This is a genomic window from Clavibacter tessellarius (assembly GCF_001618005.1).
Classification (GTDB): Bacteria; Actinomycetota; Actinomycetes; order Actinomycetales; family Microbacteriaceae; genus Clavibacter; species Clavibacter tessellarius_A.
In genome coordinates, this window is record NZ_LQXA01000015.1 from 1 (window position 1) to 12,495 (window position 12,495).

Genomic DNA, 12,495 nt, shown 5'->3' on the forward strand with positions numbered 1-12,495 from the left:
GCGCCCGCCGCGCCGAGCACCGGATCCATCCGCCGCCTCCCCGAGGGCACGGGCGTGATCCGCCTGCCCGACCTGTCCGACGGGCAGGGCGGCACCGCGTCCGCCGACGGACGCGACGACGCCGAGCTCGCCGAGCTCGGTCTGGCCGAGAAGCTGGGGCTCCGCGCCCGCGGCGAGTCGCCGGACGACACCGGCGCACAGGATGTGGGGCCCACGCGATGAGACTCGGACTCGTCCTCTCCGAGGTCGGCCACGGCCTCCGTCGGAACGTCAGCATGGTCGTGTCGGTCGTGCTCGTCACCTTCATCTCGCTCACGTTCGTGGGCGCCGCGGTGCTGCTGCAGATGCAGATCGGCCAGATGAAGAACTACTGGTACGACCGCGCCCAGGTCGCCATCGACTTCTGCACCGACACGTCGGTGCCGAGCGCCACGTGCGTGAACGGCAAGGCCACGCAGGAGCAGATGGACGCGGTGAAGGAGCGCCTCGACAGCGCGACGCTCACCCCGTTCATCGACAAGTACTACTTCGAGGACCAGGACACGGCGTACAAGAACTTCCAGGAGCAGTTCAAGGGCGATCCCGTCACCGAGCTGGTGCAGCCCGAGTTCCTCAACGAGGCGTTCTGGGTGAACCTCAAGGACCCGTCGAAGTCCGACATCCTCAAGGACAGCCTCTCGGGGCTCGCGGGGGTCGAGAACGTGGTGGACCAGCGGCAGTACCTCGACCAGATCTTCTCCATACTCAACGCCGCGAGCCTCACCGCGGTCGGCATCGCCGGCCTCATGCTCGTGGCCGCCGCCCTCCTCATCGCCACCACCATCCGGCTGTCCGCGTTCTCGCGGAGACGGGAGCTGGGCATCATGAGGCTGGTCGGGGCGTCGAACCGCTTCATCCAGACCCCGTTCATCCTCGAGGGCGTGTTCGCGGCGCTCATCGGGAGCGTGCTCGCGAGCGCGGCCACGGTGGCACTCGTCAAGTTCTTCGTGCAGGGCTTCCTGAGCACGCGCCTCACGTCGATATCCCTGGTGAACATGGACGACGCTCTGCTCGTGGTGCCGATCCTGCTCGCGGTGGGCGTCGTGCTGTCCGCGGTCTCGGCGAACTTCGCGATCAGCAGGTACCTGCGGATCTGATCCTCCGGTAGGCTGATGGGCTGCCCGGATCCGGGCGCATCCACCCGAACCATCGAGGAGTCCACCGTGCCCAGGGAACGTGGCGAGAAGGTGGTGGCGACCAACCGCAAGGCTCGCCACGACTACACCATCGAGTCGACCTACGAGGCCGGCCTCGTGCTCACGGGCACCGAGGTCAAGTCGCTCCGGCAGGGGCGCGCGTCCCTCGTGGACGGCTACGCCTTCGTGGACGCGGGCGAGGCGTGGCTCGACGCGGTGCACATCCCCGAGTACAACCAGGGCACCTGGAACAACCACCCGGTCAGGCGGAAGCGCAAGCTGCTCCTGCACAAGGAGCAGATCCTCAAGATCCACTCCAAGGTGAAGGAGGGCGGCTACACGGTCGTGCCCCTGCAGCTCTACTTCGTCGACGGCCGCGCCAAGGTGGAGCTCGCCATCGCGAAGGGCAAGAAGGAGTACGACAAGCGCCAGACGCTCCGGGAGCGCCAGGACAAGCGCGAGGCCGATCGCGCCATGTCGTCGCACCGCCGGCTCGGCGAGTAGGCGCACCGGCCGTCGGCGGTGGTGCGGGCGTCGCGCGTCGGCTATCATTGAGGGCTGGCCGGGGTTCGCTCCGGTCGACGATTGACAACTCGACAGCGTGGAACATGCGACCCGGCTCGGGTGCCTCTCGAGGCGCTCTGCCGTTCATGGGGATGATCGGTTTCGACATTGCCTGAATGACTGCGAGAAGCGGGTCGAGGATGCAGGGCTATCTCGTAAACGCTCTCTGCAAAATACAACTGCCAATAACAAGCAGTCGTCCTTCGCTCTCGCTGCCTAAGCGAGCGCACTAACAGGACCGTCGACCCGGTGATGCTCTCTAACCGGTAAGTCGGCGTCAGAAAAGGGAGCTCGCTGCGCGGTCGTGCCTCAGGGCCGCGCGGGACTCGAACTGAGGCTGGGCCCGTCGGATCAGATGCCAGGAGCAAGTTCCGGGGCCGAGCAGGACGCCTTTCCTGGATACACCCGTAGAAGGCGCAGGATTACAGCAGTGGACCGGGGTTCGATTCCCCGCATCTCCACCATCGCGTCGCATGTCCCACGCTCGTCGAGGGGCCGGATCCGTCCGGTCGCGACGAAGGCCCCGTCCACCGGACGGGGCCTTCCGTCTGCCCGGTCTCAGCCCACGGGCGCGCGCGGCGCGGCGGGGGCGGGTGCGCCGGGGTCGCTCGTCGCCAGCGCCGGGGCCGTCGTCTCGACCGCGGGAGATCCGGTCCGGCCGCGGCGCCGCTTCCGCCCGCCGGAGCGCCCGTACACGAGGTACATCGTGAGCCCCATGATGATCATGAGGAGCACCGTGTACACGAACGTGATGCTCATCGAGTCGAGGTTCGCCTCTCCCTCCGTGCTCGCCTTGATGGCGATGCCGAGCGGCTCGTACAGCGGCTGGTAGAGGAACACCGCGGCGTCGTAGTCGTCGAGGAGGCTGTTGAAGTTGAGCGCCGTGATGGCGGCGACCGTCGGGATCACGAGCGGCACCAGCACGCGGCGGAACGTCGTGAGCGAGCGCGCCCCGAGGATCCGCGCGGCGTCCTCGAGCGATTGCGGCACGCTCGCGAACGCGGCCTTCAGCAGCCGCAGGGTGAACGGCACCTTCACGATGATGTACGCGACGAGCAGCAGCCACGTCGTGCCCGTGAGCACCTGCCCGCCGATGAGCGGCTGCGGCCGGTCGAAGGTCTGCAGCAGCGCCAGGGCGATGAGGATGGTCGGCAGGATCCACGGGATGTGCAGCAGGTACTCGATGGCCGCGGTCGCCCAGTTGCGGTTGCGCTGCACGAGGCGCGCGACGAAGAGCAGCCCCGCCACCACGATCACGGCGGCCAGCGCGCTGTAGACGAGGCTCACGACGAACGGGCGCAGCACGTCGGGGGAGCCGAGCACGGTCGCGTAGTTCCGCAGGGTGAAGGAGTCGAGCGTGATGGTGCCCGTCTGCACGCTCTTCGAGTCGAGGAACGAGAACAGCACGATGAGCACGACGGGCAGGGCGTAGACCACGAAGAGCACGTACGCGACGACGTGCACGACGCCGTTGACGATCGGGTTCCGGATGCGCTGCTTCTGCAGCGGCGTCGCGACCTTCGCCACCGAGAAGTACACGCCCGACTTCTCGACGCGGTTCATGATCGCCAGCAGCGCGATGGTCGCGACGCCCAGCACGATGGCGAGCAGCGCCGCGAGGTCGCGGGAGCTCGTGCTCTTGGAGAAGGTGACGATCATGGGCGCCACCGTCTGGAAGCCCGTGCCGCCGAGCACCAGGGGAGCGGTGAGCGCCCCGAGGCCGGTGAGGAACGTGAGCACGGTGACCGCGAAGATCATGGGCCGCAGGGCCGGCAGCACGATGCGGAAGAGGATCCGGCCGGTGCCCGCGCCCATGCTCCGGGCCGCCTCGATGGTCTGGTGGTCGATGGCCGCGAGCGAGGAGCGGAGGAAGAGCATGTGGTTCGTGGTCGTGGCGAACGTCATCACGATGACGACCGCGAAGTACCCGGAGAACCAGTCGGGGTCGAGATCGGGGACGACGCGCTGGGCGATGGCCGTGACGAACCCGTAGCGTCCGTAGATGAAGTCGTAGCCGGCCGCGAGCACGATGCCGCCGTAGATGAGCGTGGTGGCGTACCCGAGCCAGAGCACGCGGGACCCGCGCACCACGAAGTACTCCGTGACCAGCACGATGAAGATGCCGACCACGTTGACGGTGATCGCGAGGGTCACGGCGAGCAGCAGGCTGTTGCCGACGCTCCGCATCGCCCGGTCGGAGCTGACGAGCTTCTCGAGCGCCCGCCCGCTGAACGACCCGTCGGGGAAGAACGTCGTGATCAGCAGGTTGGCGTTCGGGAACACCAGGAACGTGACGATGAACCACAGCGCGGCGATGAGCACCACGACGCCGAGGGGGGAGCGCAGCAGCGCGCGGACGGGGGTGCGCACGGCTACGACCGGTACCGCAGGATCGCGGCCGGGTCGATGCCCACGACGACCTCGGCGCCGGGCGCGAGGGGCGCGGCGCCCGTCTCGGCCACGAGCGCCTCGACGGCGTCGTCCCCGAGGTCGACCCGGTACGTGCTGTAGGACCCGTGGTACTTGCGCTCGGCCACCACGCCGTCGAGGCGGACGCGGCCGGCGTCGGTCACCGCGGATCCGCGCGGATCCACCGACACGCGCTCGAGCCGCACGTAGGCGCGGCTCGAGGCGTCGAGGCCCGGCGCCCCCGCGTCGCGGAGGCGGGCGACCGTGGACGGGCCGAGCGCGTTGATCGCCCCGACGAAGGTCGCGACGAACTCGGTGGCCGAGCGGTCGTAGATGTCCTCCGGGGTCCCGACCTGCTCGATCCGCCCCGCGTCGAAGACGGCGATGCGGTCGCTCATGGTGAGCGCCTCCTCCTGGTCGTGCGTGACGTAGACCGTCGTGATCCCGAGCCGGGACTGCAGGCCCTTCAGCTGGTCGCGCAGCTGCACACGGAGCTTGGCGTCGAGGTTGGAGAGCGGCTCGTCGAGCAGCAGGATCCGCGGCTCCAGCACGAGCGCCCGCGCGATGGCGACGCGCTGCTGCTGACCGCCGGACAGCTCGGCCACGTCCTTGTCGAGCTGGGCCGCGCTCAGCTCGACCTGATCGGCCATGGCGCGCACGAGCCGGTCGGTCTCGGCCTTGCCGGCCTTCCGCACCGTGAGGCCGAACGCGATGTTCTGCCGCACCGACATGCTCGGGAACAGCGCGTAGTTCTGGAACACCATGCCCACGCGGCGCTTCTCGCTGGGCAGCCGCGTGGCGACCTGCCCGTCGATGACGACCTCGCCGCGGCTCGGGTCGACGAAGCCGGCGAGCGTGCGCAGCGCCGTCGTCTTGCCGCAGCCCGACGGCCCGAGCAGGGTGAAGAACTCGCCCTCGTGGATCTCCAGGTCGAGCCCCGGGATCGCCACCTGGTCGCCGAAGCGCACCTCGACGTCGTCGAAGCGGATCATCAGGGCAGGTACTCCAGCTCGGTCTTCTCGACCCAGTCGGCGATGTGCTCGCGCACGAAGCCGTAGTCGACGTCCTGCTTGTCGAGCGACTCGATGAGCGTCTTCACGGCCGGCAGCGCCTTCTCCCGCGCGGTCGTGTTGACGGGGTAGCTCGAGAACTTCTCCGCGAACGCGCCCTGCACGTCGGCGCTGCCGAACCAGTCGATGAAGGCGCGGGCCCGCTCCTCCTTCTTCGTGCCGGCGATCTCGGCGATCTGCTCGGTCACGAACGGGACGCCGGCCTTCGCGGGCACGATCTCGGTGGTGGTGCCGTACTGCGCGTCGCGCGCCGCGATGCCGCTCGACGCCAGGGTGCCGAAGGACACCTCGCCGCGGGAGAGGCGCGCGTAGAGGTCCGTGCCCTCGACCGCGGGGGAGCCGTTCGCGAAGTAGTCCTTCACGACCTGCCAGCCCTCGTCGCTGATGCCCAGGTCGCCGTCGGGGTCCGCGTAGGGCGCGAGGAGGCCCGCGAGGATGAGCTGCGGCGTGGCCTCGCCGAGGCGCGTGTTGACCTCGTACTTCCCCTGGTACGCGGAGGAGTGCAGGTCGGTGACGTCCTTCGGCACGTCGCCGCCGGAGGTCTGCTTCGCGTCGTGCACGGTGACGATGGCCTGCTCCACGAGCGGCCAGTAGGCGCCGCCGTCGGGGTCGCCCGAGGCCTGGTCGACCTCGCCGGACCACGCGGGCGTGTACGCCGTGATGGCGTCCTCCGCCTTGAGGTTCTCGAAGTACATGTTGTTGAGGCCGAACACCACGTCCCCGACGGGGTTGTTCTTCTCCGCGACGATGCGGTTCGCGAGGTCGGCGCCGCCGAGGCCCACGATCTGGATGTCGAAGCCCGCCTTGGCCGCCTCGGCCGTGACCCAGTCCCCGCGGCCATCGCCGTTGGAGTTCGTGTAGACGATGAGGGTGTCGCCCGAGGCGGGGGAGGCGCCGGGATCCGCGCTGCCGCCGCCCGACGATCCGCATCCGGAGAGGGCGAGCCCGGCCGCGACGACGGCGGCGAGGGAGGCGGTGAGACGGCGGGCGCGGTTCTTCATGGTGTCCTCTCGGAGGGAGCACGTCGGCGTGCTCGCGGGCGGCGCGCCGTTCCGGCGCGAAGTCCCCACCCTAGGAGCGGGATCCGCGGCGGCCCGGTCCGGCGGTCGCTGTTGGCTCGCTGTTCAGCATAGGGACACCGGAGACGATTCCCTCACCTGGGGAGCAAGCTGGTCGGGGCGCGTCGCGCCGCTCGCGGGAGCGGGAATACATAGCACGTGCATTGGATTCGATACCTCATGACCGGACGCACCATCGCGGGGACCCCCTCGAGCACCGAACCCGCCGACGACCGCGACCGCACGCGCTGGCAGGCGTTCTGGGTCTGCGTCGGCGTCGCGGCCCTGACGATCCTCGACCTCTCGAAGGTGAACGTCGGGCTGCCGTCGATCGAGGAGTCGCTCGGCGCCGGATCCACGGACCTGCAGCTCATCGTCGCCGGCTACGCGCTCGCGTTCGGCCTGGCCCTCGTGCCGGCCGGGCGGCTCGGCGACATCCGCAGCCGGCGCCTCATGTTCGTGATCGGCCTCAGCGCCTTCACGCTCGCGAGCCTCCTCTGCGCGCTCGCGCCCGACGTGAACACGCTCGTGGTCGCGCGGATCCTGCAGGGCGTCGCCGCGGGCATCCAGATGCCGCAGGTGCTCGGCCTCATCCAGCAGCTCTTCCAGGGCGAGGAGCGCGCGCGGGCGTTCGGCCTGTTCGGCGCGGTCGTGGGCGTCGCGACGGCGTTCGGCCCGACCGTGGGCGGCCTGCTGATCCAGCTCGGTGGCCCGGAGGACGGCTGGCGGCTGCTCTTCTGGATGAACATCCCGCTCGGCATCGCCGCCATCCTCTTCGCGCTCAAGCTCCTGCCGAAGCGGCAGGCCCGGCCGGAGGGGAAGGTCGGGCTGGATCCCGTCGGCATCCTGCTTCTCGCCGTCGCCACCTTCTCGCTGATGCTGCCGTTCGTGCTCACGACCGGCGGCCCGGACGACGACCCGCGCCGCTGGCTCGCGCTCGCGGTAGCCGCGGTGGCCGCCGGGCTCTTCGTCGCGTGGGAGCGGCGCTACGCGTCGCAGGGCAAGTCGCCCGTCGTGCACTTCGCGCTGTTCCGGCTGTCGTCGTACCGGAACGGGATCCTCATCGCGACGGCGTACTTCGCCGCGATCCCGGCGGTGTTCCTGCTCACGACCCTCTACCTCCAGCAGGGCCTCGGCCTCGCACCCGTGTTCGCCGGCATGGTCGGCATCCCGTTCGCGCTGTCCTCGGCCGTGACGGCGTGGATCGGCGGACGGCTCGTGTCCCGGCTCGGCCGGCAGCTCGTGGTCATCGGCCTCGCGGTCGTCGTGGTCGGGATCACCCTGCTGCTCCTCGCGGCCGTGCTCACGCCGCGCGAGGTCACCCCGTGGGCCATGGCCGCGGCGATGCTCGTGGCGGGCATCGGCGCGGGCTTCGTCATCTCGCCGAACCAGACCCTGACGCTCGCGGAGATCCCGGTCACCGAGGGTGGCGTGGCCGGATCCATGGCGCAGGTGGGCCAGCGCGTCGGCACGGCCGTGGGCGTCGCGGCGGCCTCCGCCACGTTCTTCAGCACGCTCTACGCGGAGGCGGCCGGCGGATCCGACGCGAGCCTGGCGGTGTACCACGACGGCTTCCGCAACGGCTTCCTCGTCACCATCTCGCTGGTGGCGGTGGCGCTGCTGCTCGGCCTCGTGGACCTCGGGCAGCGGCGCCGACGTCAGCGGGCCGCGACCGCCTGAGCGCGTCGGGCCGGCCGCGTCCGGCGACGGCTCGCGACGGTCAGCGCGCCACGACCGCCAGAACGGCGTCGTGCAGGTGCCCGTTGGTCGCGAGCGCGGACCCGTGCCAGGGGCCGGCCTCGCCGTCGATGGAGGTGAAGCGGCCGCCGGCCTCCTCGATCACGGGGATGAGCGCGGCCATGTCGTAGGGCTTGAGGTCGTGCTCGCCCGCGATGTCGAGGAGCCCCTCGGCCAGGAGCATGTAGGCCCACATGTCGCCGAAGTCGCGGGAGCGCTTGACCCGGGCCGAGAGGTCGAGGAGCTCGTCGAGGCGGTCGGCGTCGCGCCAGCGCTGCACGCCGGCGACGCTCATGGAGGCGTCCTCGAGCCGGGCGACGTCCGAGACGCGGATGCGCCGCTCCTCGGAGGTGGTGGCCTGGCCGAGCGTGTCGTCGACGTAGGCGCCGAGCCCGGTCGCGCCCCACCAGCGGCGGCCGAGCGCGGGCGCGCTCACCACGCCGACCACGGGCACGCCGTCGACCGCCAGCGCGATGAGGGTGCCCCACACGGGCACCCCGCGCGCGAAGTTCGAGGTGCCGTCGATCGGGTCGACGATCCACTGCCTCGATGACGAGCCGGACGTGCCGTACTCCTCGCCGAGGACGCTGTCGTGGGGCCGGCTCTCGGCGATGCCCGCCCGGATCGCCCGCTCGACGGAGGTGTCGGCGTCGGTGACCCAGCTGGAGTCGGCCTTCGTCTCGATGGCGAGGTCGGCGGAGCGGAAGCGGTCGAGCGAGATGGCGTCGGCCATGTCGGCCAGCTCCCTCGCGAGCCGCAGGTCGGACGACAGGGAGTGCAGGGGTTCGGAGGCCACGGGGACGAGCCTAGCGATCGGCCCCGCGCCGCCCGGTCACTCTCCCTTGACGGCGTCCGACCGGTTCGACACGAGGTGCTGCAGCGAGTGGAGGCGCTCGCGCCCCGCGTCGCCGAGCTCGCCCGCCTCGACCCGGTCGACGATCTCCCAGTCGTGCGCCTCCGTGAGCGGGATGCCGCCCGGGGGCTCGCCCTCGGGCAGGTGCGCGTAGCTCGCGAACGAGCGGAGGATGTTGGCCGGATCCACGTGCCCGAGGCCGAAGGAGCGCACACCCGGGGTGTCGATGATCCAGCCGTGTCCGCCGTCGCCCGTCTCGACGCGCATCGAGACCGTGGAGCTCGACGTGTGCCGCCCGCGCCCGGTGACCTGGTTGACGACGCCCGTGGCGCGCTTGGCGTCGGGCACGAGCGCGTTGACGAGCGTGGACTTGCCGACGCCGGAATGGCCCACCGCGACGGTCGTGCGGTCGGCCAGCAGGGCGCGCAGCTCGTCGAGCGGCACGGCGTCCGAGCGGCTCAGCACGATCGGCACGTCCAGCACCCGGAAGTGCGCGGCGAACGGCGCGGGATCCGCGACGTCGGCCTTCGTGATGCAGAGGATGGGCTGGATCCCCGCGTCGAAGGCCGCGACCAGGTAGCGGTCGACGAGGCGCGCGCGCGGCTCGGGCTCGGCGGCGGCGACCACGATGAGCATCTGGTCGGCGTTGGCGACGATGACGCGCTCGACGGCGTCGGAGTCGTCGGCGCTGCGGCGCAGCAGCGTGCGGCGCGGGGCGATGCGGACGATGCGCGACAGGCTGCCCTCGTCGCCCGAGGTGTCGCCCACGATGTCGACGCGGTCGTTGGTGACCACGGCCTTCTTGCCGAGCTCGCGGGCGCGGGTGGCGGTCAGGGTGTGCTCGTCCGGGGTGTCCTCGCCCACGAGCACCCCGAAGCGGCCGCGGTCGACCGTGAGGACGCGGCCCTCGACGGCGTCCGTGTGGCCCGGCCGCTGCTTGCTGCGCGGCTTGTTGCCCTTGGGGTTCGGCCGCACGCGCACCGAGGACTCGTCGTAGGCGTCCCAGACGCCGTCGTCCTGCTCGGGATCCGCGAGCCAGCTCACAGGATCCCGCCGAGGCCGCCCGGGCCGGTCATGCCGCCGAGCGCCAGCGGATCGACGACCACGCGCGGGCCGCGGCCGAGCAGCGCGCCGAGCCACAGCTCGGGGAACTGGGGGAGCGTCTTGGCGGTCGTGCCGATGTCGTCGATCTCGACGCCCGGCACCGCGAGTCCGATGATCGCCCCCGCCGTGGCCATGCGGTGGTCCTCGTACGCGTGCCAGAGGCCGCCGTGCAGCGGCGCCGGCTCGATGGCGAGGCCGTCCTCGAGCTCCGTGACGGATCCGCCGAGCCGGGTGATCTCCGCCGCCAGCGCCGCGAGGCGGTCGGTCTCGTGCCCGCGGAGGTGGCCGATGCCGGTGATCCGGCTGGGTCCGTCCGCCAGCGCCGCGAGCGCGACCAGGGCGGGGGCGAGCTCGCCGCCGCGGCTGAGGTCGAGGTCGACGCCCGGGATGCGGCCGCCCGCGGCGAGGCCCGGCCCGCCGTCGACGACGAGCGCGCCGCCCTCGCGCGTGACGGTGGCGCCGAAGCGCGGCAGCAGCTCGATGAGGTCGGCGCCGACCTGCGTGGTCTCCGAGGGCCAGCCGGGGACCGTGACGCGTCCGCCGGCGACGAGCGCCGCGACGAGGAAGGGCGCGGCGTTGGACAGGTCGGGCTCGATGGACACGTCGCGGCCGGCGATGGCCGACGGCGGCACCACCCAGACTCTCGGCTCCGGACTCTCGACGACCACGCCGCGCTCGGCGAGCGTGCGGATCGTCATCTCGATGTGCGGCATGCTCGGCAGCGTCCGGCCCGTGTGCCGGAGCCGCAGGCCGTCGGTGAAGCGCGGCGCCGCCAGGAGGAGACCGGAGACGAACTGGCTGGAGGCGGACGCGTCGATGCCGATCTCGCCGCCCGGCACCTCGCCGGTGCCGTAGAGGCTGAAGGGGAGTGCGCGGCGGCCGTCGTCGTTCACGTCGACGCCGAGGGCCCGCAGCGCCTCGATCGTGCCCGACATGGGCCGGCGGCGGGCGCTCGGGTCGCCGTCGAACGAGACGGGTCCGAGCGCGAGCGCGGCGACGGGCGGCAGGAAGCGCATCACGGTGCCGGCGAGGCCGCACTCGATCGTGACGCCGCCCGCGAGCTCCGCCGGCGTGATCCGGAGGTCGGGTCCGAACGCGCCGTCCCCCTCGACCTCCTCGATGCCGGCGCCGAGCGCGCGCAGGGCCTCGATCATGAGCCGCGTGTCCCGCGAGTGCAGCGGCGCGCGGAGGAGGGAGGGCGCATCCGCGAGGGCGGAGAGCACGAGCTCCCGGTTCGTGAGGCTCTTGGAACCCGGCAGCGGCACGATGGCGTCGAGCGGGCCGTCCGCGACGGGCGCGGCCCACGGCCCGTCGTCCTCGGGGACCGGCTGGTGGGTCCGGTCGTCGTCGTACGGGCTGAAGGTCGGACCGGAATACCTGAAGATCTCCATGGGTTCACCAGAGTACCGGGCACGCGTCCGGCAGGCCCGGATCCCGGGCCGGGAAGGAACACCCGTGATCACGAGGACAGCACCGGCGGCCCCGTCCGCCGAGCTCGTGCGCGCCGTAGAATCTGCCTTGATGGCCAATTCGAGGAACACCAGTCACGACGCGCCGGCCGAGACCGCGGAGGGCGTCGCGCCCGCCGCATCGACCGCGCCCGCCGAGCTCGTGGAGGCCGTCGTGCACTCCACCGAGGAGGCGGCCGACCAGCAGGAGGCCGAGCGGGCCGAGGCGGAGGAGCCGCGCGCGGCCCAGCCCGGCGACAATCGCGAGCTCTTCGAGGAGCAGGCGCTCCCGTTCATCGACCAGCTGTACGCCGCGGGCCTCCGCATGACGCGCAATCCCGCCGACGCGCAGGACCTCGTGCAGGAGACGTTCGTGAAGGCCTACACCGCCTTCCACCAGTTCAAGCAGGGCACGAACCTCAAGGCCTGGCTGTACCGGATCCTCACGAACACCTTCATCAACAACTACCGCAAAAAGCAGCGGGATCCCTACAGCGGCACCATCGACGAGCTCGAGGACTGGCAGCTGGGCGGGGCCACCTCCGCCACCGCCACCACCACGCGCTCCGCCGAGGCGGAGGCCATCGACCACCTCCCGGACAGCACCGTCAAGGACGCGCTGCAGTCCATCCCGGAGGACTTCCGCATGGCGGTCTACTTCGCGGACGTCGAGGGCTTCTCCTACCAGGAGATCGCCGACATCATGAAGACCCCCGTGGGCACCGTCATGAGCCGCCTGCACCGCGGCCGCCGGATGCTGCGGGGCCTCCTTTCCGACTACGCGCGCGAGCGGGGCATCTCCACCGCGCACCTCACTGGAGCGACCAAATGAGCGACTGTGGCTGCGACAAGGCCAAGAAGGATCTCGAGGAGTACCTGCACCACGAGCTCGACAAGGCGGACGCCGCGGACATCCGCGAGCACATGGCGAACTGCGCCGACTGCGCGCGCGAGCACCGCGTGGGCGTCGTCCTGCGCGACACCGTGCGCCGCGCCTGCACCGAGGCGGCCCCGGAGGACCTCCGCACGCAGGTGATGGAGAAGCTGCGCGCGATCCAGGCGACCCACTGACCGGAG

Annotated in this window: 11 protein-coding genes, 1 other RNA gene and 1 pseudogene; 7 read left to right on the plus strand and 6 right to left on the minus strand. The window is 71.2% G+C overall.

Translation table 11 applies throughout. The features are described 5' to 3' along the window. The 4 genes and pseudogenes from AWH51_RS03295 to ssrA form a co-directional block, all read left to right on the plus strand. A pseudogene (locus AWH51_RS03295) lies at positions 1-222 on the plus strand (cell division ATP-binding protein FtsE); the annotation flags it as partial. Beyond that, the gene (gene ftsX / locus AWH51_RS03300; protein ID WP_063070712.1) at positions 219-1,136 is read left to right on the plus strand and encodes a permease-like cell division protein FtsX; all 918 of its coding nucleotides are present in this window, start codon (positions 219-221) and stop codon (positions 1,134-1,136) included. The pseudogene AWH51_RS03295 and the gene ftsX, both read left to right, overlap by 4 nt. A 66-nt stretch (positions 1,137-1,202) precedes the next feature. Beyond that, positions 1,203-1,679, plus strand: a complete 477-nt coding sequence (smpB, locus tag AWH51_RS03305; protein WP_012037997.1) for an SsrA-binding protein SmpB — start codon at positions 1,203-1,205, stop codon at positions 1,677-1,679. Between the two features lie 148 nt (positions 1,680-1,827). Further along, positions 1,828-2,203: a transfer-messenger RNA gene (ssrA, locus tag AWH51_RS03310) on the plus strand. Positions 2,204-2,297: 94 nt separating this feature from the next. On the opposite strand, the gene AWH51_RS03315 is transcribed toward ssrA, so the two are convergent. Genes AWH51_RS03315 through AWH51_RS03325 form a run of 3 tightly spaced genes read right to left on the minus strand, consistent with a single transcriptional unit; the run spans position 2,298 to position 6,219 of the window. Further along, entirely contained in the window at positions 2,298-4,109 is a 1,812-nt protein-coding gene (locus AWH51_RS03315) for an ABC transporter permease (RefSeq protein ID WP_063070713.1), read from the minus strand. A gap of 2 nt (positions 4,110-4,111) precedes the next feature. Beyond that, on the minus strand, positions 4,112-5,140 hold the full coding sequence (locus tag AWH51_RS03320) for an ABC transporter ATP-binding protein (protein WP_063070714.1): 1,029 nt from the start codon (positions 5,138-5,140) through the stop codon (positions 4,112-4,114). Further along, positions 5,140-6,219, minus strand: a complete 1,080-nt coding sequence (locus AWH51_RS03325; protein WP_063070715.1) for an extracellular solute-binding protein — start codon at positions 6,217-6,219, stop codon at positions 5,140-5,142. The genes AWH51_RS03320 and AWH51_RS03325 overlap by 1 nt, the downstream gene beginning before the upstream one ends. 237 nt (positions 6,220-6,456) lie before the next feature. Here AWH51_RS03325 and AWH51_RS03330 point away from each other — a divergent pair, with 237 nt between their 5' ends. After that, the gene (locus AWH51_RS03330; RefSeq protein WP_063070716.1) at positions 6,457-7,956 is read left to right on the plus strand and encodes an MFS transporter; all 1,500 of its coding nucleotides are present in this window, start codon (positions 6,457-6,459) and stop codon (positions 7,954-7,956) included. 40 nt (positions 7,957-7,996) lie between these two features. Here the strand turns inward: AWH51_RS03330 and AWH51_RS03335 are convergent, their stop codons facing one another. Genes AWH51_RS03335 through aroA form a run of 3 tightly spaced genes read right to left on the minus strand, consistent with a single transcriptional unit; the run spans position 7,997 to position 11,361 of the window. Further along, positions 7,997-8,809 carry an inositol monophosphatase family protein gene (locus AWH51_RS03335; RefSeq protein WP_063070717.1) on the minus strand — a complete coding sequence of 271 codons (813 nt, stop codon included), beginning with the start codon at positions 8,807-8,809 and terminating at the stop codon, positions 7,997-7,999. Between the two features lie 36 nt (positions 8,810-8,845). Then, the gene (rsgA, locus tag AWH51_RS03340; RefSeq protein WP_063070718.1) at positions 8,846-9,910 is read right to left on the minus strand and encodes a ribosome small subunit-dependent GTPase A; all 1,065 of its coding nucleotides are present in this window, start codon (positions 9,908-9,910) and stop codon (positions 8,846-8,848) included. After that, the gene (aroA, locus tag AWH51_RS03345) at positions 9,907-11,361 is read right to left on the minus strand and encodes a 3-phosphoshikimate 1-carboxyvinyltransferase (protein ID WP_063070719.1); all 1,455 of its coding nucleotides are present in this window, start codon (positions 11,359-11,361) and stop codon (positions 9,907-9,909) included. Before aroA ends, rsgA begins: the two co-directional genes overlap by 4 nt. Positions 11,362-11,491: 130 nt before the next feature. On the opposite strand from aroA, the gene AWH51_RS03350 reads away from it, so the two are divergent. Further along, positions 11,492-12,250 carry a sigma-70 family RNA polymerase sigma factor gene (locus AWH51_RS03350; RefSeq protein WP_270980499.1) on the plus strand — a complete coding sequence of 253 codons (759 nt, stop codon included), beginning with the start codon at positions 11,492-11,494 and terminating at the stop codon, positions 12,248-12,250. Continuing rightward, positions 12,247-12,489, plus strand: coding sequence for a mycothiol system anti-sigma-R factor (rsrA, locus tag AWH51_RS03355; RefSeq protein ID WP_012299392.1), 243 nt, complete (start codon positions 12,247-12,249; stop codon positions 12,487-12,489). The genes AWH51_RS03350 and rsrA overlap by 4 nt, the downstream gene beginning before the upstream one ends. Positions 12,490-12,495: the final 6 nt, after the last annotated feature.